Annotated in this window: 26 protein-coding genes; 18 read left to right on the plus strand and 8 right to left on the minus strand. The window is 62.1% G+C overall.

Translation table 11 applies throughout. The features are described from left to right. Window positions 1-15: 15 nt before the first annotated feature. Window positions 16-1,326: a flagellar hook-associated protein FlgL gene (gene flgL / locus AEP_RS10025; RefSeq protein WP_087495247.1), complete on the plus strand. Its 1,311-nt coding sequence runs from the start codon at window positions 16-18 to the stop codon at window positions 1,324-1,326. A gap of 4 nt (window positions 1,327-1,330) precedes the next feature. Continuing rightward, the gene (locus AEP_RS10030; protein ID WP_087495248.1) at window positions 1,331-2,551 is read left to right on the plus strand and encodes an HDOD domain-containing protein; all 1,221 of its coding nucleotides are present in this window, start codon (window positions 1,331-1,333) and stop codon (window positions 2,549-2,551) included. A gap of 15 nt (window positions 2,552-2,566) precedes the next feature. Here the strand turns inward: AEP_RS10030 and AEP_RS10035 are convergent, their stop codons facing one another. The 4 genes from AEP_RS10035 to AEP_RS10050 form a co-directional block, all read right to left on the minus strand. Next, complete coding sequence (locus tag AEP_RS10035; protein WP_087495249.1) at window positions 2,567-3,859, minus strand: HD-GYP domain-containing protein; 1,293 nt, start codon at window positions 3,857-3,859, stop codon at window positions 2,567-2,569. Between the two features lie 228 nt (window positions 3,860-4,087). Further along, window positions 4,088-5,713, minus strand: coding sequence for a methyl-accepting chemotaxis protein (locus tag AEP_RS10040; RefSeq protein WP_087495250.1), 1,626 nt, complete (start codon window positions 5,711-5,713; stop codon window positions 4,088-4,090). Window positions 5,714-5,881: 168 nt separating this feature from the next. After that, window positions 5,882-7,504: a methyl-accepting chemotaxis protein gene (locus tag AEP_RS10045; protein ID WP_232459980.1), complete on the minus strand. Its 1,623-nt coding sequence runs from the start codon at window positions 7,502-7,504 to the stop codon at window positions 5,882-5,884. 116 nt (window positions 7,505-7,620) lie between these two features. Further along, on the minus strand, window positions 7,621-9,081 hold the full coding sequence (locus tag AEP_RS10050) for an aminotransferase-like domain-containing protein (RefSeq protein WP_087495251.1): 1,461 nt from the start codon (window positions 9,079-9,081) through the stop codon (window positions 7,621-7,623). Between the two features lie 110 nt (window positions 9,082-9,191). On the opposite strand from AEP_RS10050, the gene AEP_RS10055 reads away from it, so the two are divergent. The 10 genes from AEP_RS10055 to AEP_RS21375 all read left to right on the plus strand — a co-directional run bounded on the left by AEP_RS10055 (window position 9,192) and on the right by AEP_RS21375 (window position 17,296). Next, window positions 9,192-10,118 carry a DMT family transporter gene (locus tag AEP_RS10055; protein WP_087495252.1) on the plus strand — a complete coding sequence of 309 codons (927 nt, stop codon included), beginning with the start codon at window positions 9,192-9,194 and terminating at the stop codon, window positions 10,116-10,118. Then, complete coding sequence (locus AEP_RS10060; protein ID WP_087495253.1) at window positions 10,115-10,732, plus strand: LysE family translocator; 618 nt, start codon at window positions 10,115-10,117, stop codon at window positions 10,730-10,732. Before AEP_RS10055 ends, AEP_RS10060 begins: the two co-directional genes overlap by 4 nt. Window positions 10,733-10,742: 10 nt before the next feature. Further along, the gene (locus AEP_RS10065) at window positions 10,743-11,072 is read left to right on the plus strand and encodes a DHCW motif cupin fold protein (protein ID WP_087495254.1); all 330 of its coding nucleotides are present in this window, start codon (window positions 10,743-10,745) and stop codon (window positions 11,070-11,072) included. 50 nt (window positions 11,073-11,122) lie between these two features. Next, window positions 11,123-12,349: an aminotransferase-like domain-containing protein gene (locus AEP_RS10070; protein ID WP_087495255.1), complete on the plus strand. Its 1,227-nt coding sequence runs from the start codon at window positions 11,123-11,125 to the stop codon at window positions 12,347-12,349. A gap of 2 nt (window positions 12,350-12,351) precedes the next feature. Then, window positions 12,352-12,975: a glutathione S-transferase family protein gene (locus AEP_RS10075; protein WP_087495256.1), complete on the plus strand. Its 624-nt coding sequence runs from the start codon at window positions 12,352-12,354 to the stop codon at window positions 12,973-12,975. A gap of 24 nt (window positions 12,976-12,999) precedes the next feature. After that, the gene (locus AEP_RS10080) at window positions 13,000-13,872 is read left to right on the plus strand and encodes a PhzF family phenazine biosynthesis protein (RefSeq protein WP_087495257.1); all 873 of its coding nucleotides are present in this window, start codon (window positions 13,000-13,002) and stop codon (window positions 13,870-13,872) included. Window positions 13,873-13,888: 16 nt separating this feature from the next. Then, a complete protein-coding gene (locus tag AEP_RS10085; protein ID WP_087495258.1) occupies window positions 13,889-14,824 on the plus strand; it encodes a PhzF family phenazine biosynthesis protein in 936 nt (311 codons plus the stop codon). Further along, the gene (locus AEP_RS10090; RefSeq protein WP_087495259.1) at window positions 14,824-15,486 is read left to right on the plus strand and encodes a LysE family translocator; all 663 of its coding nucleotides are present in this window, start codon (window positions 14,824-14,826) and stop codon (window positions 15,484-15,486) included. Before AEP_RS10085 ends, AEP_RS10090 begins: the two co-directional genes overlap by 1 nt. Before the next feature lie 25 nt (window positions 15,487-15,511). After that, the gene (locus AEP_RS10095) at window positions 15,512-16,483 is read left to right on the plus strand and encodes a threonine dehydratase (RefSeq protein WP_087495260.1); all 972 of its coding nucleotides are present in this window, start codon (window positions 15,512-15,514) and stop codon (window positions 16,481-16,483) included. A 390-nt stretch (window positions 16,484-16,873) separates the two neighbouring features. After that, a complete protein-coding gene (locus tag AEP_RS21375; RefSeq protein WP_442873367.1) occupies window positions 16,874-17,296 on the plus strand; it encodes a DUF1566 domain-containing protein in 423 nt (140 codons plus the stop codon). Window positions 17,297-17,374: 78 nt separating this feature from the next. On the opposite strand, the gene AEP_RS10105 is transcribed toward AEP_RS21375, so the two are convergent. Beyond that, window positions 17,375-17,578, minus strand: coding sequence for a J domain-containing protein (locus tag AEP_RS10105; protein ID WP_087495262.1), 204 nt, complete (start codon window positions 17,576-17,578; stop codon window positions 17,375-17,377). Window positions 17,579-17,668: 90 nt separating this feature from the next. Between AEP_RS10105 and AEP_RS10110 the strand changes: the two genes are divergently transcribed. The 5 genes from AEP_RS10110 to AEP_RS10130 all read left to right on the plus strand — a co-directional run bounded on the left by AEP_RS10110 (window position 17,669) and on the right by AEP_RS10130 (window position 21,725). Next, the gene (locus AEP_RS10110) at window positions 17,669-18,337 is read left to right on the plus strand and encodes a histidine phosphatase family protein (protein ID WP_087495263.1); all 669 of its coding nucleotides are present in this window, start codon (window positions 17,669-17,671) and stop codon (window positions 18,335-18,337) included. A gap of 93 nt (window positions 18,338-18,430) precedes the next feature. Beyond that, window positions 18,431-19,891 (plus strand): ammonium transporter, encoded by a 1,461-nt coding sequence (locus AEP_RS10115; RefSeq protein WP_442873328.1) that lies wholly within the window; start codon window positions 18,431-18,433, stop codon window positions 19,889-19,891. A gap of 33 nt (window positions 19,892-19,924) precedes the next feature. Then, window positions 19,925-20,278 carry a hypothetical protein gene (locus AEP_RS10120; RefSeq protein ID WP_087495264.1) on the plus strand — a complete coding sequence of 118 codons (354 nt, stop codon included), beginning with the start codon at window positions 19,925-19,927 and terminating at the stop codon, window positions 20,276-20,278. A 47-nt stretch (window positions 20,279-20,325) separates the two neighbouring features. After that, complete coding sequence (locus AEP_RS10125; RefSeq protein WP_232459803.1) at window positions 20,326-20,733, plus strand: hypothetical protein; 408 nt, start codon at window positions 20,326-20,328, stop codon at window positions 20,731-20,733. 29 nt (window positions 20,734-20,762) lie between these two features. Then, on the plus strand, window positions 20,763-21,725 hold the full coding sequence (locus AEP_RS10130) for a CapA family protein (protein WP_087497278.1): 963 nt from the start codon (window positions 20,763-20,765) through the stop codon (window positions 21,723-21,725). A 7-nt stretch (window positions 21,726-21,732) separates the two neighbouring features. Here the strand turns inward: AEP_RS10130 and AEP_RS10135 are convergent, their stop codons facing one another. Continuing rightward, complete coding sequence (locus tag AEP_RS10135) at window positions 21,733-22,458, minus strand: response regulator transcription factor (RefSeq protein ID WP_087495266.1); 726 nt, start codon at window positions 22,456-22,458, stop codon at window positions 21,733-21,735. Continuing rightward, on the minus strand, window positions 22,455-24,071 hold the full coding sequence (locus tag AEP_RS10140; RefSeq protein WP_087495267.1) for a sensor histidine kinase: 1,617 nt from the start codon (window positions 24,069-24,071) through the stop codon (window positions 22,455-22,457). The genes AEP_RS10135 and AEP_RS10140 overlap by 4 nt, the downstream gene beginning before the upstream one ends. Before the next feature lie 205 nt (window positions 24,072-24,276). Between AEP_RS10140 and AEP_RS10145 the strand changes: the two genes are divergently transcribed. Continuing rightward, window positions 24,277-24,837 carry a hypothetical protein gene (locus AEP_RS10145; RefSeq protein WP_087495268.1) on the plus strand — a complete coding sequence of 187 codons (561 nt, stop codon included), beginning with the start codon at window positions 24,277-24,279 and terminating at the stop codon, window positions 24,835-24,837. Window positions 24,838-24,882: 45 nt separating this feature from the next. On the opposite strand, the gene AEP_RS10150 is transcribed toward AEP_RS10145, so the two are convergent. Further along, the gene (locus AEP_RS10150) at window positions 24,883-25,719 is read right to left on the minus strand and encodes a creatininase family protein (RefSeq protein WP_087495269.1); all 837 of its coding nucleotides are present in this window, start codon (window positions 25,717-25,719) and stop codon (window positions 24,883-24,885) included. Window positions 25,720-25,730 lie beyond the last annotated feature (11 nt).

Raw genomic sequence — 25,730 nt, forward strand, 5'->3', positions numbered from 1 at the left:
TGAAGGAGTTATTCCATGCCCGTCAACTTATCCCGTCTCGCCTCCGCCAACGCTTACGACAATGCCTTGAGCAACTTGTCGAAGCGGCAAACTGCACTGTCAAACCTGCAGGAAAACCTGACCTCCGGCAAGCGCGTCGTCCGCCCCAGCGATGACCCAACCGCCGCAGCCCAGGCCGAGCGCTCTCTCATGCGGCTCTCTCGCATTGCGACCGATCAACGGGCACTCGAGGTGCAACGCAACACCATGGCCAATGCAGAAAGCACTCTGGGCGACGTCGTCGACGCCCTGCAGCAGTTCCGCGAACTGGTGGTGAGTGCGGGCAATGGAAGCCATACCGCTGCAGAGCGCCAAACCATTGCGAACCAGTTGCAAGGTTTGCGTGAGCAGATACTCGGCTACGCCAACCGCACCGACACCAACGGCCAACCGCTGTTCGGAGCGCTGGCAAGTGCCTCAGTACCGTTCACCGGGCCCACCGCTACGGCGCCCGACTACACCTACAACGGCCTTCCCGGACAGACTGCCACCAGCGAAACCGCTATTGCGAGCAGCCTGGATGGTGAAAGTGCTTTCATGCACCAGCCTGCCCGCGACGGTGTGTACAACGTCAGCATGACGACCATCCCTGCCGGGCGCTCCCTCAGCACCGGCAACGTGTCGGTGACGGACTCCAGCCTGGTCACCCGCGCCACCTACAAAATCACGTTCGGGCCGGTGGTCGCGGGCGCCACTGCAGGCACTAGCTCGACCAGTTACATCATTGAAGAAATCCCTGCAACTGGTGACCTGCCGACCTTCCCCGGCCCGCCCTACCAGGTCGGTCCGTTCACCGTGCCGGACTACCCCTCCGCCAAGCCCGTATCGGTACTGATTGCAGACCAGGTCGGCCCACCCGCCATCACCGGCATGCCCGGTCTCTCTCTCACCATCACGGGAACACCTGCGGCCGGTGATGTCATCACCGTAGACCCCAACCCCAGCATCTTCAGCGTGATGGACGATGCCATCCGGGATATTGGCGGTGCCGTCAACGCCAGCGCGGCGAGTCAAGCCGTGGGGCAAGCCATCTATAACCTCGATATCGGCATGAACCGGGTCTCGGCCATCCGGGGGCAGGCCGGCGACTTGCTGAACCGTGCAGACCGCATTACCTCCAACCAGGAAAGCCGCAGCATCCAGCTGGAGGCAGACCGTTCGCGCGCAGAAGACCTGGACATGATCAAGGGTGTGGCGGACTTCCAGAACCAGCAGACCGGCTACCAGGCCGCCCTGCAGTCCTACGCGCAAGTGCAGAAGTTGTCGCTGTTCAATTACATCAGTTGATGCCATGAGCAGCTCGGTACTCGGCAGCATCACCATCGGCTATGAGCCGGTGTGGGATCAGTGGCGCAAGCGCATCGGCGTGCGCTTATGGCTGGACCCTGAGAGCAGCAGCGCAGTGGATGCCAACCACCTCATTGAATCCCTGCAAGAGCTTTGGCCGGCGCCCCGCGAAATCTGTCTTCTACATCCCCGGGCACCCGGGTTGCTGTCTGACCTGTTGGAGCACAGCACCGCGTCCAACATCTGGTTGGAAGTTCCGCACGCCTGGTTAGGCGATGCGCTCCTGGCAGGTCGGGTGCGCAAGGCACAGCAGCGCGGCGTCAAGCTGGTGTGGAGCGGCGAGCCGGGCGATCACCCCACGGAAGAGTCTGCATCCTGGTTCCATACGGCCATGCTCTCGCTCACCGCGCAAGATGCGCTCGGCGCCTTGCGCGCAGCACTGCGACAAAGCCACGAGGGCGGCAACCATGGGAGTCGCCATACGCAAAGCCCGGTGCACGCGGGGCAGTTCTACGAGTCCCTGGCCAGCCAAGCTCTGGTAGAACATGCCCTGGACCAGCAACATGTGCGCGGCGTAGCCGGTTGGCCCTCGGAAGAAATGCTGTACGCCTACCGCTACCGCCAGATCCTGCCCGCGCGTCAGGCGCTGCTGGACCTGGTGCACGCCATCGATGCAGACGAGTCGCTGGAAGCCCTGGAGCACACCATGGGCAATGAGCCCCTGCTGTGCTACCGCTTTTTGCGCTATGCGAACTCAGCAGCTTTGAGCTTGCGCAGCGAAATCGGCAGCCTGCGCCAAGGCTTGATGACCTTGGGCTACAGCCGCTTGCGGGCCTGGCTCATGGAACAGTTACCGCATGCGAGTGCTGACACCAATCTGGATCCCATTCGCCACACCATGGTGCTGCGCGCGCGCATCATGGAGCGGCTGGCCGATGCGGGTGTGGAAGACGACCTGCGGCGGGAGGTTTTTCTGTGTGGGGTGTTTTCGCAGGTGGATCTGCTGCTGGGAGAAAACCTGGGCGCTGCACTGCATCGCCTTCCCTTGCCGGGCCGCGTCGCCTCGGCGGTGGTGGGGCGCACCGGCCCTTACGCACCCTGGCTGGAAGTAGCGGCAGCGCTAGAGGGGCGGAACACCAAGGTCATCCGCGAGGTCTGCAAGGCCCACCAGATTCCGGCCGACGAGGTCAACCGCGCCCTGCTGCGCAGCTTGAACGTGGGTTGAACGCCCGCTGCCGATTTAGTTCTTGGTGTCGTCCACCGAGAAGAAGTAGGACAAGCGCTGTTGCGGGTTGAGCCACTCAAATACATCCAGCGGAAGCGTTGAGGGCCGGATCGCTTCCAGGATCTTGATTTCCGATTCACCCGCCAAATCAATGGTGGGCGCATCGTCTTTGGACACCTCTGGCGAATACAGCAACACCGTCGGCTTCAGGGAATTTGCTCCCGGGGCAATCACCAGCGCCAAGGAGCCGTCACTCAGTTGCACCGCTGTTCCCGGCGGATACACACCCAGCAGCTTGATCATGAGACTCAACAACGCTTTGTCCAAGCGGGTGGACTCGTTGCGGAACATGGTGGCAAGTGCTTCAGCCGGCATCATCGGCACGCCCTTGGGCATGTCCGGAGTGCACAGGGTGTCGTAGCGGTCCACGATGGCGAGAATGCGCGCGCCTACGCTCAAGGCCTCGCCTTTTTTGCCGCGAGGCCAGCCTGTACCGTCCATGGCTTCGTGGTGGTCCGCAATCATTGCCAATGCTTCTGCACTGAACGCACCGGATTCATCCGCAAACCGGGTACTGAAATCCACGTGCTGGCGGAAGAAGTCCTCTTCATGCTTCTTGCGCTGGGGGTTCTTCAATATCTGGGGAGGAATCTGCGATTCACCCGCGTCGTGCGCAAGGGCGGCCAGGGCCAGATCGGCAAGCGCACGCTCATTCATGCCGGCCTTCTTGCCGACCAGCATGGCCAAAGTCATGCAGTTCAGCGCATGGAACTGCGGGCCTTGTTCTTTCTTGTCACCCAGCAAATGCAGGAGCACCTCCCGGTTTTTGGACACCAGGGACGCAGCTTCTGACGACAGATCCATCAGCTGTTTGCCCGCCACCTTCGGGGAACGGGGCAGCTCATTGAGGGCTGCTTTGGCGGCTCGTGCCGCATTCCCCCATGCCTGGTCAGCCCGCAGAGCCGCATCACGCAGGGCTTTTTGCTTGGCAATTTTGGCTTTTTCAAGCGCCAGCGTTTCGGCCACCAAGGCGGCCTTTGCAGCCCGTTCTTCCGCTGCTTTGGCTTCGTCCTCGGACAGGGGCTTGGGAATCAGCGGCCCGGGCTGGGCGGTGCTTTCTTCACTGTAGTAGTACAGCTTTCCTTCAATATCCAGCGACTGGATGATGGAGACATCTTTTGCCGTCTTGACCATGAAGCGGCTGGAGAAAAACGGGTGCTCGTCCCATGTAAGGTCCAACCAGACATAGAGCCCGATCACGACCTGCGAAGCATCAATCGGAACCGGCGTACCAAGCTTTTTCCACATACTCACTCATGTTTAAAAGTACTTACTCGGGCGAGTTTAACTATTAAACACAAGATGCACACACGCTCGGGTGCTACAAAAGGGTGAGCAAATGCCCCTTGAATCAAGAATGTGGTTTTTTGGGGCGGCGATTCACACGGTTTTGCGACCTCTACGCCCATTTATGCATCAAATCACGCTTTTACGCCCGTAGTTTCTGCGCGAGCAGCTCCTGAATTTATAGCGTCTTCAAGCCATGCCCAGCCGGAGGTTGGACACCGTGCGGTGGGCGTGCTTCAAGCCCCTTTCCGCATCCAGTTTGAAGATCGCGACGGTATCTACCAGTTCCTGCGTCTGGTGTTGCAGGTTCTGGGATGCGGCAGCGCTCTCTTCCACCAGTGCTGCGTTCTGCTGCGTGGTTTTGTCGAGCTGGTTCAGTGCCTCGCCGATCTGAGAAATGGCCTGGTCTTGCTCGAAGCTGGTGTGGCTGATTTCGCCCACGATGTCGCCCACCCGCTTTACCGCGTCCACCACTTCCTGCATAGTGATGCCTGCGCGCTCCACCAGGCTGGAGCCCTCCTCCACCTGGTGCACGCTGGCACTGATGAGGGTTTTGATTTCCTTGGCTGCTTCGGCGCTGCGGCCCGCCAGAGATCGCACTTCACTGGCGACCACTGCAAAACCGCGGCCCTGCTCGCCGGCCCGGGCGGCCTCCACCGCCGCATTCAGCGCGAGGATGTTGGTTTGGAACGCAATGCCGTCGATCACACTGATGATGTCGTTGATGCGGCGGGAACTTTCATTGATCCCTCGCATGGTGTTCACCACTGCGGACACCTCGTCCCCACCCCGGCCGGCGACGGTGGACGCCGTCTTTGCCAACTCATTGGCGTGGCCCGCGCTTTCCGTGCTGCGCCGGGCGGAACCGGTGAACTCTTCCATGGTGGCGGCCGTTTCTTCCAATGCGCTGGCTTGTTCTTCCGTGCGCTGGCTCAGCTCCATACCGCCCACCGCGATCTGTTCAGCACCGGTGGCAATGGAATCAGAAGCACCTCGCACCCGGCTCACGATGTCCACGAGGCTGGCTTGCATGGTCGCCATGTAGGCCAGCACACTGCCGGCTGGCGCAGTCTGCAATATGGGCATGGTCGTGAGGTCGCCCTCGGCCACCCGCTGCGCGGCCAGATTCAGCTCGGCCGGTTCAGCCCCCAGCGCGCGGGTGAGGTGCCGCACCACCACCCAAGCCACCATGCACGCCACCACCGTGCCCATGATGGACAAGCCGATCAGCAGATTACGCAAGCGCGCGAAATCGGCCTCTGAGGCAGCAATGGCTTCCAGGGATGCCTTGTGACTGGCTTCGCCAAACGCATCCACCTTCTGGATCAACGCCTTGAGCAGCGGCCGGCATTCGCGGGAGAGCTTGGCGCTGGCTTCGTCCTTCTGGCCTTTGCGCGCCAAGTCCACGATCGCCAAGGCTACCGGACCGTACTGGGTTTCCACTTTAGCGATGTCGGCGGCCAGCGCCTTCGCTTCGGCTGTCACGCCGTCATCGCTCATGCGGGCCAGCAAGTCGGCGATGCGTTTTTGCACCTCCTCGTGTGCTTTCACCACCACGCCGTACTCCTCATCGCGGTCAGCCGCGGTGTCAACGAGCAGCAGGTTCCGGGCTGCTATGGCGCGCCGCTCCACCGCGACTTGCACTTCCTCTGCCAGGGTGTCGCGGGCGTTGCTGCCGTGGATGAAGTCCTCCATCTCCTCATGCGCTTTGTCTGCGGCATAGAGGCCCAGTCCTGAGGCGGCAACAAGCAAAAGCACCAGAGTGCCGAAAGCGAGCGTCAATTGCGCTCGAATAGTGAGTCCGCGGTGCTGCATAAGCGCTCCAGTACGTTTATGCGCAAATACTAAATAATTTTTCTATTTTTGACAATTATTTGTTTTAATTAATTTTATCGATTTAAGCCCTTCATTTACTGTCGTTGGATCTATAGAACCGCATTCATTGCGATTGGGTTTAGTAAAACTACCGCACTGATCGCATCCTCAGGCAGCGGACCAACGAGGGCTCGCTATGCGGGTAAGGGGAGAGACACGTTCAATCGGTACATCCAACTTGAAGACGGAAACGGTTTCCACCAGCTCTCTGGTCTGAAGCTGCAGGTTCTGAGAGGCCGCTGCACTCTCTTCCACCAAAGCTGCGTTTTGCTGGGTCGTGTGATCCAGCTGGGTGACGGATTCACCTATTTGAGCAATCGCGCGCTCCTGCTCGGCGCTGGCATGGCTGATTTCCTCCACCATTTGGCCCACCCGCTGCACCACATCCACCACGTCGCGGATAGTGGCACCCGCTTCAGTCACCAAGCTGGTTCCGGAGCTCACTTGCAATACGCTGTCGTGAATCAATTGCTTGATTTCTTTGGCCGCCTCGGCACTACGCTGCGCGAGGTGGCGCACCTCACTCGCTACCACTGCAAACCCTCGACCCTGCTCTCCAGCGCGTGCGGCTTCCACCGCCGCATTGAGGGCCAGAATGTTGGTCTGGAATGCGATGCCATCGATCACACTGGTGATCTCACCGATGCGGCGTGAGCTCGCACTGATGCCCTGCATCGTGAGTACCACCTGCGCCACTTGTGCGCCGCCCCGCTCAGCGACGACGCTGGCGTTGCCGGCGAGCTGATTGGCGGCCTGGGCGCCCTCGGCACTCTTGCGGGCCGCACCGTTGAGCTCTTCCATGGTGGCAGCTGTTTCCTCCAAGGCACTGACCTGCTCTTCGGTCCGCTGGCTCAAGTCCAAGCCACCTGCTGCGATTTGCTGAACACCTGTTGCCAGATTGTCAGTGGCCGAGCGAACCCGTCCGACGATCTCTACCAGGCTACTCTGCATGGCGGCCATGTAGGCCAACACACTCCCCTCCGGCGCGCGCACAAACCGTTCGTTGCAGGTCAGGTCGCCGTGGGCCACGCTCTCTGCAGTAGCGCGCAGTTCTGAAGGTTCAGCCCCCAAGGCCTTCCCGAGGAAACGGATCATGGCAGTGGCCATGATGACAGCGGACAGCAACGCTACAAAAGCAATGCCTGCCAGCAGTTGGAGGTTGCGATGGAAGGATGCATCGGCCTCCGTCACCATCATTTGCGAACGCTGGGTCGCGTATGCGGCGTACTCTTCCGATTTGCTCACCAGAGCCACCAACAGCGGGCGGCATTCGACGTTTATCTTTTCAATGGCCTGTTCGCGCTGCCCTTTCATCCCCAAGTCCACCACCGCCAGCGCGACCGGTAAATATTTCGCTTCCACTTTGGCAATCTCTTCGACCAGGGCCCGCCCGCGTGCAGTTTCGTCGGCATCCTGCATGCGCTGCGTCAATGCTGCCAGCTTGGCGCCCACTTGCTTGTTGGCTGCCACCACGAGGGCGAACTCCTGGTCCTTATCGCTGGCGTTGGCCGCGTTGACGAGGTTTCGCGCGTGGACTGCACGTTTGAACACCGCGGCTTGCAGCTCCTCTGCAAGCGTGTAACGCGCGTTGCTTCCGTGCACAAAACCAGCCATGTCAGCATGCATCGCTTTGGTTGACTGGTAGCCCATCCAAGATGAGAGAACCAAAAAGCAAATCATCAGGCCGAAAGCGACACCGAGTTGAGTGCGAATTGTCAGACGAGTGAACATGGAGTCACCTCACGTTTTAGGTGACTTCACTCTATATCAATCAAATCAAATACAGCAAATAAACGTTATTTTTGATGCAATCACCCCGAGACATGCGGTGTCTTTATGTTCTTTGTTTACAGGCGAAGCTGCTCATCCCGCAGCCGCGCAAACGTCTTCCAGAACTGCGCCTCCTGGGTTGACGCAAAGTTGATGCGCATGAGGCTGCTGGGCGTGCGCCGGGCGTGGAACAGGGCCCCGGGTGCGAGCAGGTAGCCCTCGTCCAGCATGCGCTGGCTGAGAGCATCGGTGTCCACCCCCGTCTCGACCCAGCCGAACAGGCCCACCGGGTCCGATGCAAACGTGCAGCCGTGGGCCAGCGCGAGCTTCACACTGCGGGCGCGTGCAGCATCGAGTTGGGTGCGGATGCGCTCGGCGTGCCGGCGCAGCTGGCCCTGGTCTATGCACCAGGCCATGGCCTTCTCCAATAGCGCAGGCGTGGTCAGGGTGGAGAGCAGCTTGGTGTCCAGCAAGCGCTCGGCCAAGTCTTTGGGAGCGGCCATGTAGCCCACGCGCCAGTTGGGCGCAAGGATTTTGGCAAAGCCCGCTACGTAAATAGTGCGCTGCAACCCGTCCAGCGCGCACAGGCGGGTGGCATGGTCCGGGGCGAAGTGGCTGTAGGTGTCGTCTTCGACGATATGGAAATCGTGCTGGTTCGCCAGTTGCAGGATGCGGTACGCGCTACTGGGCGAGAGGCAAAAACCGGTGGGGTTGTGAAACACACTCACACTCACAAACAGCTTGGGCTTGTGCACCTCGCAGTACTTGGCCATGACCTCCAGGTCCGGCCCGTCAGAGCGGCGCGGTACCGGCAGGATGCGCATGCCCAGGGCGTCCAGCCGGGCAAACTCCACCGCCCAACCGGGTTCTTCGACCATCACATAGTCACCCGCGCGCAGCAGGGTGCGGCTCACCACGTCCAGCGCATGGGTGGCGCCCATGGTGGTGATGATCTGCTCCGGCGGGGCATGCACTGCCAGCCCCGCCAGCTTGGTGGATAGCGCTCGGCGCAGCCCGATGTCGCCGGCCGGCTCCCCGTATTGCAGGGAGAAGGCGTTCAGCGCTTCCACGCTGCAACTGCGGCGCACCGCTGTGGCCAAAAAGGTAGTCTCCAGCCACTCCTTGGGCAGCACGCCCATGCCGGGTTGGGGCTTGTTGCTCACGCCGTGGAACATGCCGCGGATCAGCGCTGTGGCATTGAGCGGCGCGCGCTGGCGGGGCATGGTCAGCACCAAGCTGCCACCATCTGAGCCTACCTCATTTGCTCCTGAAATCATAGCCTCCCGCGCACTATCCATAGGCGCCAGGGGCACATCTCTTACATAAAAGCCACGGTTGCGGCGCGCCTCGATCAGGCCTTGCGCCAGCAGCTGGTCATAGGCGGTCACCACAGTGGACGGGCTCACCTTCTGCTGCTGGGCACAGAGGCGCACCGAGGGCAGGCGCGCACCGGGCGCCAGCAAGCGGTCGCGAATGCGCTGGGCGAACACTGCGCAGAGCTGCTCAGCCAGGGTCTGTGCGGCGGTTTTCATCAACATGGGCGGACTCTCCGGGCAAGGCTGTAACGGTGGTGCCAGCAATACAGATTGCAGGCTGTTTAGCAAAACTGTACTGCAACTGTGCTGTTTTTCAAAGTACAGTGAATCGCATGAATTCCAAAAACGAAACACGCGGCCTCTGGCTGGGCTTGCTGGGCGTGGCGATCTTTGCCATCACCCTGCCCATGACACGCCTGGCCACCGGCACCGCCGACGCGCCCCAGCTCTCGCCCTGGTTTGTGACGCTGGGTCGCGCGGCGCTGGCCGGAGGTTTGTCGATCGTGTTTTTGCTCGCCACCCGTTCGCGCTGGCCCACACCGGGCGAGTGGCGCCCGCTTAGCATTGCCACGCTGGGCAACGCACTCGGTTTTCCAGTGCTCATCGGCTACGCGCTGCGCACCATAAGCGCCAGCCATGCCGCCGTCATCATTGCCTTGCTGCCGCTAGCGACCGCCGTGGTGGCCGCCATCGTCATGCATCAACGGGCACGGTTGGGCTTTTGGCTGAGTGCTTGCATAGGCGCTGCGCTGGTGGTGGGTTTTTCGCTCTATCGCGCCATGCAGCACAGCGCTGGCATGGCCCTGGAGTGGGGCGATGTGTTGATGCTGGGTGCCGTGGCGTCGGCAGCACTGGGTTATGTGTATGGCGCCAAGGTCACGCCCACGCTGGGTGCGGAGCAGGTCATTTGCTGGGTGTGCGTACTGGCGCTCCCCGTGACCCTGCCGGGGGCTTTGCTGACCTGGCCGGAGCACAGCATTCGCGCCAGCTCCTGGTGGGCGCTGGGCTACGTGGGGGTGTTCTCCATGTGGGCGGGCTTCTTTGCCTGGTACCGCGGCCTCGCATTGGGCGGCACACTCAAGGTCAGCCAGATACAACTGCTGCAACCGTTCTTGAGCATTCTGGCGGCCATCCCTCTCCTGGGTGAGTCGCTCGATCTGGTGACGGTGGGCTTCGCGCTTGCGGTGGTGGCTACGGTGTTCATCGGCAAACGCTTTGCATCGGGCGCCCCACCGGTGCCGGAAGGAAAGACGCCATGAGCCCCGACACGTTGTTCGCTGCCGGCCTGTTTGCCGTGGTCAGCTCGGTCACGCCCGGGCCCAACAACACCATGCTCATGGCATCCGGCGTGAACTTCGGCTTTCGTCGCTCGCAACGCCACCTGTGGGGCGTGAACCTCGGCTTCACCTTCATGGTCTTGTGCGTGGGCTTAGGGCTTCACTCGGTGCTGGACCGGTTTCCGCAGTTCTACGAACTGCTGCGCTACGCAGGCTCAGCCTACATGCTCTGGATCGCCTGGACGCTGGCCAGCGCCCGCCCGGCTCCAGCAGCAGATACGGACGGCGGCAACACGCCACCCACCATTCAACCCATGGGCTTCTGGGCCGCAGCGGCCTTCCAATGGGTGAACCCCAAAGCCTGGGTCATGGCGGTGACCTGCATGAGCACCTACCTGCCGCCCGACGCCGGCATGGCGCAAGTGGCGCTGCTGGCAGGTCTGTTCATGGTGCTGGGAGCACCCTGCTCCGCGTTCTGGGTGGGCTTTGGCCAAGCCATGCGCGGCCTGCTGCAAGACCCGCTACGCCTGCGCATCTTCAACATCACGATGGCGCTGGCCCTGGTGGCTTCGCTCTACCCTATGCTGACAAGCTGAAAGCCGAATCATGGAAATGCACAACATCCCCTTTGGCACCACCGACTGGTCCGCCATCCCGGCCGAAGAAAAAAGCGCCATGGCCGGACGTGCTCTGTGGCGCACACAACACTTTGGCAGTGTGCGGGTGCGCATGGTGGAGTACACGCCGGGCTATGTGTCAGACCACTGGTGTGTGAAAGGGCACATCCTGCTCTGCCTGCAGGGCGAGCTACACACCGAGCTGGAAGACGGCCGGACCTTCACGCTGCGTCCCGGAATGAGTTACCAAGTGGCCGACAATGCCGAACCACATCGCTCTAACTCACCCATGGGCGCCACCCTGTTTGTGGTGGACTGAGCGACCAATCGATTCACAACACAAAGACACTGTATTTCTCTGGAGACTGTATGACCCACTGGACCCTGGCCGAACGTGCCGCCAAGATGAACCCCTCGGTGATCCGCGAGATCCTCAAAGTGACCGAGAAGCCCGGCATCATCAGCTTTGCCGGCGGCCTGCCGAGCAGCAAAACCTTCCCGGTGGCCGAGTTTGAAGCCGCCTGCGCCAAGGTGCTCAAAGACGACCCCGCAGGCGCCCTGCAGTACGCCGCGAGCGAGGGCTATGGCCCGCTGCGCGAACTGGTCGCCGCCCAGCTCAAAGCGCAAAGCGCCGCTGCCGGCGTGACCTGGAACGTGGACCCCGCCCAAGTGCTCATCACCACCGGCTCGCAGCAGGGCCTGGACCTAGTTGCCAAAATCTTGATCGACAAAGACAGCAAGGTGCTGGTCGAGTCCCCCACCTATTTAGGCGCGGTGATGGCCTTCACTCCCATGGAGCCCAAGGTGGTGAGCGTGGCCAGCGACGCCGAAGGCATCGATATTGCCGACCTGGCCGCCAAGTCTGCCGACGCCCGCTTTTTGTATGTGCTGCCCAACTTCCAGAACCCCACCGGCCGCAGCATGACCGAGGCGCGCCGCGCGGCCCTGAGCATTGAAGCCGCCCGCAGTGGCCTGCCCGTCATGGAAGACAACCCCTATGGCGACCTGTGGTTCGACCAGGCGCCTCCTGCACCCCTGACCGCGCGCAACCCCGAGGGCGGCATTTACCTCGGGTCGTTCTCCAAGGTGCTGGCGCCCGGCCTGCGAATGGGCTTTATCGTGGCACCCAAGGCGGTGTACCCCAAGCTCTTGCAAGCCAAGCAAGCAGCCGACTTGCACAGCCCCGGCTTCAACCAGCGCCTGATTTTTGAGGTGATGCAAAACGGCTTCCTGGACCGCCATGTGCCCACCATCCGCAGCCTCTACAAAGCCCAGCGCGACGCCATGCTGGAAGCCTTGGGCAAGCACTTCCCCGAGTCGCAAGGACCGGACTCTGCCAATGCCGACGGCACCTTCACCTGGAACACCCCGGCCGGTGGCATGTTCTTGTGGGCGCGCTTGCCCGCCGGCATGAACGCCGTGGACCTGCTGCCCTACGCGGTGGACAAGGGCGTGGCCTTTGTGCCCGGCGCGCCGTTCTACGCCGGCAATGCCGACGCCCGCGCCATGCGCCTGAGCTTTGTGACCCCCAGCGTGGAAGAAATCCACCGTGGTGTGGCCGCGCTGGCAGAAGCCATCCACGCCCAAAGGAGCTGAACATGACGGTCCATATCTGGGGGCGCCTGAGTTCGCTCAACGTACGCAAGGTGGTGTGGGCCGCGCAAGAAACCGGCGTCGCCTTTACCCGCAGCGATGCGGGCATGGCCTTCGGGGTAGTCAAAACCCCCGAGTACCTGGCCATGAACCCCAATGCGCTGGTGCCCACGCTGCAGGATGGCGACTTCACGCTCTGGGAGAGCAACGCCATCGTGCGCTACATCTTTGCCAAGTACGGTAACGAGCAGCTCTACCCCCAGGACCTGGCACAACGCTTTGACGCCGAGCGCTGGATGGACTGGCAGCAAACCACCTTGAACCGCGAGAGCGGTGGCGCATTCCTGCAATGGTTCCGCACGCCGGCAGACAAGCGCGACGCTGCCGTCATTGCCCGCTCCACCGCTGCCACCGAGCCGGCCATGGCCCAACTCAACGACCATTTGGCCACCCGCACCTGGATGTGCGGCGAGCACTTCAGCATGGCGGACATTCCGGTGGCCTGTGATGTGCACCGCTGGTTCGCCCTGCCCCAGCCGCGTCCTGACTGGCCGCACCTGGAGCGCTGGTTTGCGACCATCCAGGCGCGCCCGGCAACCCGCGGTGTGCTCGACCTCCCTATTTCATAACGCTCAACCCTAGAAAGGCTCCTCGTGCCCCAGCTTCGCCCCTTCGCCCAAGTCGATGTGTTCACTGCCCAGCCGTATCTGGGCAACCCGCTCGCCGTCGTGCTCGACGGCAGTGGCCTGAACGATGCGCAGATGCAGGGCTTTGCACGATGGACCAACTTGAGCGAAACCACCTTTTTGCTGCCACCCACGCCCGAGGCTGCGGCGCAGGGTGCGGACTACCGGGTGCGCATCTTCACCCCCGGCGGCGAGCTGCCTTTTGCCGGCCACCCCACGCTGGGCAGCTGCCACGCCTGGCTGGAGGCCGGTGGCACACCCCGAGCCAAAGACCGCATCGTGCAAGAGTGCGCCAAAGGCCTGGTGCAAATCTGCCGCGATGGCAACCGCCTGGCCTTTGCAGCGCCTTCGTTCCAGCGCAAAAACCCCAGCCCCGGCCTGCTGGCGCAGGTGGCGCACGCGCTGGGCCTGACGGCCAAGCAAATCATCTCGGCCCAGCACCTGAGCAACGGCACCGACTGGCTGGGCGTGCTGGTGGACGACATGCAGTCTGTGCTGCAACTGCAGCCTGACCACCCCGCCCTCAAGAACTTGGGTGTCAAAGTGGGTGTAGCCGCCGTAGATACTGCGCGAGCAGCTCCTGATTCGATAGCAAGAAAACTGGAAGTGCGTGCCTTTGCCGCACTCAACGGCATCAACGAAGACCCGGTCACCGGCAGCCTCAACGCCAGCCTGGCCCAGTGGCTGATCGCGGACGAATACATGCCCGCCAGCTACGTGGTGCACCAGGGCACCTGCATCCAGCGCGAAGGCCGCATCCACATCTGCCAGGACGCCAGCGGCCAGGTCTGGGTGGGCGGTGACTCGGTCACCTGCATACGCGGCAGCGCCACCCTGTAACCCGACGAGATAGCCCATGACCCCACGCGCCTACCAACAAGTCGACGTCTTCACCCGCATCCCCTACCTCGGCAACGCCTTGGGCGTGGTGATGGACGGCAGCGGCCTCAGCGATGAAGAGATGCAGGCTTTCGCCCGCTGGACCAACCTGAGCGAGACCACCTTTTTGCTACCCCCCACCCCCGCAGCGGCAGCGCTTGGCGCGGACTACCGGGTGCGCATCTTCACGCCCGGCGACGAGCTGCCCTTTGCCGGCCACCCCACGCTGGGCAGCTGCCACGCCTGGCTGCAAGCGGGTGGCGCGCCCAAGGCGGCTGGCACCATCGTGCAAGAGTGCGCCAAAGGTTTGGTCCAACTCAAGCGCGACGGCACCCGCCTGGCCTTTGCCGCACCCAGCCTGCAGCGCAGCACGCCCGATGCAGCACTTATCGCCCGTGTGGCAGCTGGCTTGGGGCTGCGCACCGAGCAAATCCGCGCAGCGCAATGGCTGGACAACGGGCCGGTGTGGCTGGGCCTGCTGCTGGACTGCATGGACACCGTGCTGGACTTGCGCCCGGACCACTCCGCCCTTAAAGGTTTGGCACGCGGCATCGGTGTAGCCTGCATGGATGTTGCGCCAGCAGCTCCTGATTTGATAGTGCGCAGCAACCGTGAAGCACGCGCGTTTGGCAGCAGCAGTGCGAGTGCCACCGCGCAAGACGACACCCCGTCCATCGAGGTCCGCTTCTTTGCAGACGATATCGGCGTTACCGAAGACCCGGTCACCGGCAGCTTTAACGCCAGCCTCGCCCAGTGGCTGATTGCCGATGGCATCGCCCCCGCCCGCTACGTGGCCGCCCAAGGCACCTGCATAGGCCGCGCCGGCCGCATCTTTATCGAGCAAGACGCGCAGGGCCAGGTATGGGTGGGTGGCGATTCGGTCACCTGCATTGAAGGAAAGGTCACGCTGTGATGGCGCCGCTGGATGCGTGGCTGCACGCCCCCATGGCCGCGCAACTGGCGCTGGCGTGGGCCACGTATTTGATCGGCACCGCCAGCCCCGGTCCCAGCAACATGGCCATCATGGGCATGGCCATGAACGCCGGGCGCCGGCCCGCGCTGTGGCTGACGCTGGGCATTTTGAGCGGCTCCTGGTTCTGGGGCGTGCTGGCGGCACTGGGCATCTCGCAGCTGCTGGCCAGCTTCGGCGCCGGGCTCATCGCCATGAAAGTGCTGTGCGGTTTGTACCTGCTGTGGCTGGCCTTGAAGTCTGGCCGCTCGGCCATGCAGCCCCACGCCTCTGCGCCATCGGGCACACTGCAGGTGGTGGATGCGCGCAGCCTGTTTTTGCGTGGTTTGGCCATGCACCTCACCAACCCCAAAGCCGTTTTGAGCTGGCTGGCCACGGTCACGGTGGGCATTCCGGCCGGCGCCTCGCCGCACCTGGCATGGGTGGTGGTGGGCGGCTGCATGGTCATGGGGGTGGGCATCTTCGGCGGCTATGCGCTGGCGTTTTCTACCCCTGCCGCACGCCGCGTGTATGCCCGAGCCCGCCGCGGGCTGGAAGGCTTGCTGGCGGCAGTGTTCGGCATGGCCGGGCTGCAGCTGCTGCGCACCAGCACCCACGCACATTGAATTTCACACTGCTTCAGGACCCACCATGACTGCCAACGCCCTGCTCCCCACACTGCAAGACATCGAAGCTGCGGCTCAGGTGGTGTACCGCGAATTCGGCCCCACACCGCAGTACCGCTGGGGCCAGCTCTCCAGCCTGCTGGGCGCCACCTGCTGGGTCAAGCACGAGAACCACACGCCGGTGGGCGCCTTCAAAATCCGCGGCGGCCTGACCTACTTTGACCAGCTGGCCCAACGTGGCGCCATGCCTGCCGAAGTGGTGGGCGCCACGCGCGGCAACCACGGCCAGAGCGTGGGCTGGGCAGCACGGGCGCACGGTGTGCCCTGCACCATCGTGGTACCGCACGGCAACTCGGTAGAAAAGAACGCCGCCATGCGCGCACTGGGCGTCACCCTCATCGAGCATGGCACCGACTTTCAAGAGAGCCGCGAGTTCGCCATCCAACTGGCCCAAGACCGTGGCGCCCACATGGTGCCCAGCTTCCACCCCGACCTGCTGCGCGGCGTGGCCACCTACTGGTGGGAACTGCTCAAGGCAGCACCGAACTTGGACGTGATCTATGTGCCCATCGGCCAGGGCTCAGGTGCCTGCAGCGCCGTGGCTGCCAAACGCGCTCTGGGCCACCGGGCCCGCATCGTGGGTGTGGTGAGCGCACACGCCACCACCTACGCAGATTCATTCGCAGCCGGCAAGGTGGTGGAGGCGCCCGTGACCACCCAACTGGCCGACGGCATGGCCTGCCGCGTGGCCGACCCCGAGGCGCTGGAAATATTGATTAGCGCCATCGACCACCTGGTGCAAGTGACCGACACCGAAGTCGCACAAGCCATGCGCGACATCTTCGCCTGCACCCACAACGTGGCCGAAGGCGCGGGAGCTGCCAGCTTTGCAGCGGCCATGCAAGAACGGACTAGCCTGCCAGGGCAGACGGTGGGGATCACCTTGTGCGGCGGGAATGTGGACTCGGCGGTGTTTGCCGGAGTGCTGCGAAATTGATAGCTACTGGCGCAGTAGCTATGAGCGCGAGAGGCTTTTTTGACAGAAGAACCCGCTCAAATCAAGTTGGGCAAAAGGTCGATTCAGCCAGACTAACTGGCTAGCGTCGACGCAAAATTGTGTCGATAACTCGAACTACCCCGACTGAACGGGCACTTGCTAGCCGCTGAGGCCTACCTCTCTTTTCCGAGCGGAGCTCCAACATAGGGCCTCTTACACTCAGCAGCTGACTCGACAAAAACATCAGCGGAGGATTTAGTGTTTACATCAAATAGTCTCGTTCTTGCATGCGCCGCGTTTACCTGCCTGCCCGCACTATCCGCTCAACAGTGCGAAGGCCCGCTGAAGCGAAACGCTGCCGATTTCTCGGCGTTAGGTGACGGTTCGCAGGTGTTCGACAAGAGCAACAATCTGATCTGGATGCGCTGCATCGAGGATCAAACTTGGAATGGTTCAACATGCGTCGCTAGAGACCCAGACGCAGTAAACCCGGGGCCTAGAGTCACATATCAGCAAGCGAAGGCGCTCGCGGCGGAGAAATCCACCATTGACGAACGTTGGCGAATCCCTACACGCAAAGAGTTACTCACGCTTCGTGAGCCGAACTGCTACAACCCATCGCAAAACCTGACCGTGTTTCCAACCAAGCCGGCCTGGAGCTCCGATGGTGCCTTCTGGTCATCGACCCCAGAGGCCAAAGGCGTATCCGTCGTATCAGCTATCGGCACAAGTGATGCGTGGGCGACCACTGACGAAGCGAGTACGAACCATGTTCGCCTCGTTCGAACACCACCGCCTCCGCAAAAGAAGTAGAAGTGCTCGGAGTTAAAGAGGCCGAAAAGCGAACAACCGGCAAGTGACACCACCCGCAGCATCCGGCCCATGGTGACTCTAGGGCCTGACGTCTTGCCTCCGCCGCTTCACCGGGTCCGCCAACACTGAATACGCAAAATTGATCTGCGCCAAGCGCTGCCCGGCGGCGTCGGAGTTCGGGTGTTTGTCCGGATGATGGTGCTGGGCCAGGCAACGATAGGCCGCGCGGATCACCGAGGGGCTGGCCTGCGGACTGACTTCGAGGGTTTCGTAAAGCGTCACGAACCAGCGACGGTCAGACTGCTCCTAATTCCATAGCTGCTGTCGCACATTTAACAAGCGCCAAGTGCCGATTCGGCTTAAATCCTCGCCATGGGAAATCTCTATCTGGTGCGGCACGGGCAGGCTTCTTTCGGGGCTGTGGACTACGACAACCTGAGCGAACTCGGCCACCGGCAGAGCGTGCGGCTGGGGGAGTACTTTGCGGGCAAGGGGCTGCAGTTTGAGGCGGTGATTACCGGCACGCTCAAGCGCCATGGCCAGACCTGGGCCGGCATTGCCCAAGGCGCGGGTCTCACGCACCAGGCACTGGAATGGCCGGGCCTGAATGAGTACGACAGCGAGGCGGTGATCAAAGCCATCCACCCCGCCCCGCTCGAGAAGCCCGATACGCCCGAGATGTACCGCCACCACTTCCGCCTGCTGCGCGATGGCCTCACGCAGTGGATGAACGGGGTGGTCACTCCCCAGGGCATGCCCGCCTACAACGACTTTGTGCACGGTGTGACCAGCGCGCTCGACCATGTGCGCAAGTCGCACGCCGGCAATGTGCTGATCATTAGCAGTGGCGGGCCTATCTCTACCGCCGTGGGGCACATCTTGGGCACCACCCCCGAGACCACCATCGAGCTGAACCTGCGCATCCGCAACAGCTCAGTCACGGAGCTGGCCTACACACCCAAGCGGCACATGCTGGTGACCTACAACACCCTGCCCCACCTGGACGACGCGGCCTACGCCGACTGGGTGACTTACTCCTAGCCTTGTCGCCCCGGCGTCGCCTTTGTAACAAGGAATGACGGATTGGCATAGCTCGTGCTTTGTGCTCTGTGTTGGAACACACAGAGGATCACAATGCACCAAAAAGGTATGCCCTTCCTTGCACTGTTGGCGGGCATCGTCGCTTTAAGCTGGTCGTTAAGCACGCAAGCCCAAACCGCGGCTTCCGGCACCGTAACCGAAGCAGCGCCCGCGGCCACCCTTGCGGCCTCTGACCCCACTCCGACTGCCGTTGCACCCGCGCCGGCTGCCCCTGTAGCGGCGGCTGAAGCTCCTGCGCCCGCACCGGCGCCTACCAAACCTTTCATGGCCAAGCAGGACACCATCAACGCGGCTGATACCGCCTGGATGATGACCAGCACTGCGCTGGTGTTGCTGATGACCTTGCCCGGCATCGCCTTGTTTTATGCCGGCATGGTGCGCAAGAAAAGCGTGATCAACACCATGGCCAGCGTGGTGGCGATTGCCGGCCTGCTCAGCCTGCTGTGGTTTGCGGTGGGTTATTCGCTGGCCTTTACGCCCGGCACGGCGTGGCTGGGCGGCACGGACCGCATGTGGTTCAGCGGGCTCAACTACATGAAAGAAGCCGGCTTAGTCGCCGTAAGCCATGTGGCGCCGAATGTGCCCGAGTCGGTGTACGCCATGTTCCAGCTGACCTTTTTCATCATTACCGGGGCGCTGATCGTGGGTGCGCTGGTGGAGCGCATGCGCTTCTCGGCCATGCTGTGGTTCATCGGCATGTGGTCGGTGGTGGTGTACGCACCGATCGCCCACTGGGTGTGGGAGCCCAGCGGTTGGCTGGTGCAAATGGGCGTGTTGGACTTTGCGGGCGGCGCGGTGGTGCACATCAATGCCGGCGTATCGGGTCTGGTGTGTGCCTACATGCTGGGCGCCCGCAAGGGCTATGGCAAAGAGCCGTTTGAGCCCTTCAACCTCGGCCTCACCATGGCGGGCGCAGGCTTGCTGTGGGTGGGCTGGTTCGGTTTCAACGCAGGCTCTGCCGTGGCAGCAGATGGCCGCGCCGGTCTGGCGATGGCGGTTACGCACATTGCCGCCGCAGCCGGTGCCATGAGCTGGATGTTGGGCGAGTGGGTGGTGCGCGGGCGGCCTTCTTTGCTGGGCCTGTGCTCCGGCTTGGTGGCAGGCCTGGTAGCCATTACGCCTGCAGCCGGTTTTGTGACACCACAGGCGGCCCTGGTCTTTGGTCTGGTGGCAGGTCTGGCCTGCTATTGGGGCGCTACGGGCTTGAAACGCATGCTCAACGCCGATGATTCGCTGGACGTGTTCGGCGTGCATGGCATCGGTGGAATCGTCGGCTCACTGATGACCGGCTTCTTTGCAAGCAAGAGTATTTCGGGCGTGACCGGAAGTGTCGCCATGCAAGCGCTGGGCGCATTGGTAGTGATTGTGTACAGCGGGGTGATGAGCGCAGCCTTGCTGTGGGTGACCAAGCTGATCGTCGGTCTGCGCGTGGACGACAACTCGGAACTGGTGGGTCTGGATGTGTCCCAGCACCGGGAGCACATTGCCGGCTAAAGAGCGACTTAGGGGGAGACCCAGGAGGAATCCATGTTGAACAGCGAAAAACTGGCGATTGCCGCCCATTTGCACGTGTTGTTGCGCCGTAAAACCGGCCGGGTCACCGACACGGAATGGATGGCCGCCAACACCGAATACGCAGCCGAAATCATCCGCTTTGCACGCGCTGCTGCCAAGGACGACGGGCATGCAGACTTGGGTGAGTGGGCTGCCAAACTGGAGCTGGCCATGGAGCCCCACACCCCACCCCGTGCCACCAGCCGCGAAAAACTGTTTGGCGTATTGGGCGGAAATTCGCGTCCAGCACCCTTGCCCGGCGCATCCGACTCTCTGATGGGCGCCAGCGAAAGCGAAGCGCACCGCTACATACGCGGCATCCGTTGAGGAAAACCCCCGCCTGTGCCGGCCCGCACGGCCGTCACAATCGGCGCATGGTTCGTCTTAGCTCTTCCGTTTTCTTGTTTGCTGCGCTGTGGTGCAGCGCCTCTCCCAGTCATGCCGGCCCCACACTCCATTGCGAGATGACTTATGCCGGCGCCACCCAGACGCTCCATGTCACGCCGGTGGATGACCCGTACCCGGTGCCTTCAGTCGACGTGGGTGGGCGCTTCCGCTTCAAGGCAGTGATGGTGGGGCGCGGTGCCCAGCCGGACTACATCAAGACCTACGCTTATCTGGAAACACGAACGCAGCCCGTGCTGGTTCAGCAAGCCAGCTACTACCCGCCTTTTACGCCAAGTCCAAAGGGGCAACGCCTGACCGGTAAGCAGTTTGTGTATGCCGGGCCTGTGGAGCGTGAGCTGCAATACGAATGTGTGCTGCACGGAGTAAAGCAATGAACCGCCGCATCCAACAAGCGCTGAGCGGTATGCTGATAGCTTTTGCGATGGCCACCGGTGTCTCTACGGCACTCGCCCAATCCGCACCCGTCACACTGGTGTTCGCCGGCGACATCGTGCTGGACGATGTGGCGGGCGACATGATTACGCGCGGCGAAGATCCGTTCGCAGCATTCGGCAACTACTTCCGAAAGGCTGACATCCGCATCGGCAATCTGGAGTGCGTGGTAGCCACCACCGGCTCAGCAGGCGACAAAAACTACACCTTCCGTGCCCACCCGCGCACGCTGCCCGTGCTCAAGCGCCACTTCGACGCGTTGGCGCTGGCCAACAACCATTCGGGCGACTACGGGCGTGAGGCCTTTGCAGAGATGCTTACCCTGCTGCCCGCCGCCGGATTGCAGTACTTCGGGGGTGGACACAACCTGAAAGAGGCGCACGCGCCTTTGATCATTGAGCGCAAGGGCTTGCGCATTGCACTGCTGGGCTACAACGAATTCATGCCGCGCAGCTTTGAAGCCGACTTTGATGCGCCCGGCAGCGCCTGGAGCGAAGACGAGCAGGTGGTGGCCGACATCCGCGCCGCGCGCAGCGTGCACCGCGCCGACCTGGTGATACCGGTGATGCACTGGGGATGGGAAAACGAACTGGTGGCCAACAGCCGCCAGCGACAACTGGCGCGCCTGATGGTGGAAGCCGGAGCAGATGCAGTGATCGGCGGCCACCCGCATGTGACGCAGGACATTGAGCACCACCAAGGCAAGCCTATCGTTTACAGCGTGGGCAACTTCGTGATGAAGGAAACTGATAACGACAACCAGCGCCGTGCATGGGTGTTGCGGCTGCGGCTGGACAAGCAAGGTGTGCAGGCGTTTGACACGCGTGCCGTGCAGATCGACATGCAGGGCATTCCCACTCCGGACATGACACGCGCCACGCCATGCTGGAATCGTCAGGACAATATGTTGAGGGAGTGCCTGGCGCCGGATTAGCTTCCTACTAGTCCTCCAGACGCACCTCGCCTATGTCTTCGAGGCGATAGCCCAAGCCGCGCTGGGTATGAATCAGGGGGCGTGGGCTGCCCTCGTCCACCTTGCTTCGCAGGCGACGGATGTACACATCCACAATGTTCGTCATGGGGTCCTCGTTGGTGCCCCATACATTCGCCAGAATCCGCTCGCGGCTGAACAAGCGCCCTGGGGCTGACATGAGTAACTCCAAGAGGGCCAGTTCGCGTGCAGTCAGTTTCAGGACTTGCCCCGCGCGCTTGGCCTTCATGGTGCGTGTGTCCAGCACCAGGTCGGCAACGACCAACTCTTCTCTCGGCAATGCTTGTTGGCGGGGCCCCCTGCGCGCCAGTGCCTCGATGCGTGCCAGCAGTTCTTCGAATTCAAAAGGCTTCACCAGATAGTCGTCCGCCCCGAGCCGCAACCCGGCAACCCTATCCTCCAGGCTTCCTAGTGCGGTCAACATCAAAATGGGGATCGGAACCAATGCCGCGCGCAGTGTCTGGCAAACCTCCAGACCGCTCATGCCGGGCAACATGACATCCAGGAGCATCACCGTACCCACACCGTCTGTGGGCGTGTTGCAGGCTGCCTCCCGGGCCATCATCAGTCCATCCGGACCATTGCGAGCGACTTGCACCCGATAGCCTTCTGCGCGCAATCCGCGGTCCAGAAAGTCCGCGATGCGCGCATCATCTTCCACCAGCAAAATATTCATATCTCATGCCCCGCCTGGTCAGCGGGGAGCAATGGCAAAGTAAGTCGGGCGGTAGTGCCCTGTCCTTGCGTACTTTCCAATACGATATCGCCACCGTGTGCACGCGCCAGTACCCGCCCGATCGACAAGCCCAGCCCACTCCCTTCCGCACGATGCTGGCGGGCCGACGGGCTACGGAAGCTCCGCTCAAACACCCGTGGCAGGTCATCTGCGGCGATCCCGATGCCGGTATCCGCAATGCGGATGATGCAGTAGGCGGGTTCAGCCGATACGCACTCCACGCTTACAGTGACACGGCCACCCTGGTGGGAATACCTTATCGCGTTGTCGAGCAATAAAAGCAGCAACTGACGCAATCGCAGCGGGTCGGCCAACATGCGCATGTCAGCTTGGGTAGACTCCTGGGCGATGACTTCCACGCCACGTTCATAGGCCAGGGCTGCTGCCTGCGTCACCACCTCGCGCAGGGACTCTGTCAGGCTCAAAGGCGTGCGATTGAGGGCGAGCACATCCATGTCGGAGCGGGCCACGGTCAACAAATCGTCAATGACGGCACCGAGCTGGCGCGCGGTGCTCACAATGCGGCGCAGTGCGTCACGGTACTCCGCCTCATCGCGCTGCGAACCACGCAAAGTGATCTCCGCCTCCCCCAGGATGACAGTGGTCGGCGTACGCAACTCATGACCGATATCCGCAAACAACTGCCGCCTGCGCGTGTCGACTTTTTGCAGTGCTTCCAAGGCGTTCTGCAGGTCCTCGGTTCGGGCTTTCACCAGGCTTTCTAATTGCTGCCGCGCTTGAACCTCGCGCTGCCGGTGCTCTTGCAACTCCATGGCCATGGCGTTCATGCTGTTGGCCACCGCAGCAAACTCATCCGCACCATTCCAGCGTATGCGGTGCGCCAGATTTCCCTGCTGGAGTTCCAGCGCCCCTTGCGTGAGCGCATTCATGGGCCGGCGCAATGCCCTGGCGAACTGAATGGCCAGAAACAGGGTGACCAGGGCGATGCTCACAGCCACTGCCAGCCAAAGGCGGCGCATCCAAAGCAGCGCCTGATCAGCACCCTTGCGTTCACGTGCGACCGCAGCCAACTCCCGCTCCATGCTGTCTGCCAACAACCGGCGCAAATCACGGCCTCGCGAACTGTCAAACAAATCGGAGGCGACCCGCCAGGCCATGCTGGCGTCCGTATCGGCCGACATGGGCGTGACGTTGGATGCGGCGGCCTCCAGCGTAGATACGCTTTCCTCCAGCACGGCAAGCGCTTCCTCACGCTGCAGGTGCTCTGAAAGCGTCAACGCTTCCCCCTGGCTCAGCGCAGTCGCCTGGGCCGACAACAGATGCAACTGGCGCAGGTTTTGACGCATGTCCGCCAGGTATTTGTCCCTCAGCACAGTATCGGCACCGGTGCTCAACTTGGCTTGGGTAAACCAGGCTCGCAATCGCAGCTTGTTGATGGTGAGCTCGTCAAAGCCTTGACGCAGGTCTGAGGCCACGCGTCCGCGCAAGACATGCTCATTGGCTACATTTAAAGCCCACACGGCCACCAGCCCTTCCAGGACAGCGGCACCGGCCAAGGCGGCCAAAGCAAAAGATAGCTTGCGAGCAAACATCCCTCAATGATGGCGCATCCGGACAGACTCTCAGGCAGGTCGAAGATTAACTTCAGATGAACGTGTCTGCGGGGCTGTCATCTCACGTTCATGTGGACTTCATGGTGTGCTCATGAAGCGTTCAGTACACGTTCAAGTGCGCACGCTTCAATTAACCGGTCGGCGCAATGTCGCTCCGACCCGAAAATTTTTGGAGCCTTCGTACATGAAATTCGCTAAGCAAGCCCTTCTCGTTACCTCCCTGGCCTTCGCCGGCTCGGCGTTCGCACAGACACCTGTGGCCAACGCGGCCATCAACGAAACCGAAGTTCTGGCGGCCCAGAAGGCGTGGGGAGACGCGTTGGTAGCCATCAGTGAGGCAAACGTCCAAGGAGGCCAAGGCGCTGCCAAGGCGCTGGCCGAAAAAGTACTGGATGGCGCCTATGGCTACAACTTGGGCCCCGTGTTGTTCAAGCCCACCTTGACGCAAGCGCCGCAAACTTTCCGGACCACGCGTGCCGGAGCCCTGGCCTACTTTGTGGGCGGCGACGCCAGCTACCCCAAGGACACCGGGTTCGCACTGAAGGGATGGAAGAAGGTGGAAATCAGCAATGCCGCCATTCTGTTGGCAGGCAACACCGCCACCACCATGGGCAATGTCAGCTTCACTGACAAAGACGGAAAAGTGACTGTGGTGGACAAAACCTGGGAATTCAAGAAAGACGATGCCGGACGTCTGCGCATTGTGGTGCACCACTCTTCCTTGCCATTTGCCGCCGGCAAGTAAGCCATCACGGAAACGCCAGGTTGGCCTTGCCGCCCGGCGCCACTTTCAAAGTGTGGAGCGCAGGGTGTCGGCGGGCAATGCGTGGATCTCGCCCAGCAAGCGGGCCAACGCCAGACCTGCTGCGGCGAGCACGGCATGACCTTTGTCGGGGGTGGCGGCAGCCGCGTTACCGACTGCACCGGCCGGGTTGTAGTCCTGCATCTGCCAGCCGAGCTTGGCGCTTTTGCCATTGCCCAGAATAGGGAACGCTTTGGCGCGGTCTTCTGACGTGGAGGCAAAGTTTTCCGCCTGGCCCATGTCCACCAAATCAGGTCGCAGGGCCAGCATCATGGACGTTTCAATATCGCCAGCGTGGATGCCAAAGCGGTGTTCGTGTGCACTGAACAGGGCGTTCACGTCGCTGCCGTCGGCTGCTGTCAAGGGCAGGCCGAACCAGTTCACGCTGTACACCAGCATGCCCAAACGGGCACGCAAATCACGCGCCACTACATCCATCAAACCCACCTGTCCGCCATGGCTGTTGAAAAGCACGAGGCGCTTCACACCACTAGCGGCCACGCATTCGCCGATCTCGGTCCACAGGCGAATGACCGTCTCAGCTTTCAAAGTGAGCGTGCCGGAAAACTGCGCATGCTCCGGGCTGAAGCCCACCGCCTGGGTCGGCAAAAACAAGGCCGGAACGTCAGGCCCGATGTGGGGCAGTGCATGCGCAATGACACCATCCACCAGTGCACTGTCCACCTGCAAGGGCAAGTGCGGGCCGTGTTGCTCGGTCGCTGCCACGGGCAGCACGGCAATCAGTCGGCCCAGCGTGCCTGCGGAGCGGGCTTGGTCGAATTGCGGGCTGGTCCAGTCAGCCCAGAAGCGGGAAGGTGTCTGCATGACTGCATCTT

This window comes from Curvibacter sp. AEP1-3, assembly GCF_002163715.1.
Lineage (GTDB): Bacteria > Pseudomonadota > Gammaproteobacteria > Burkholderiales > Burkholderiaceae_C > Allorhodoferax.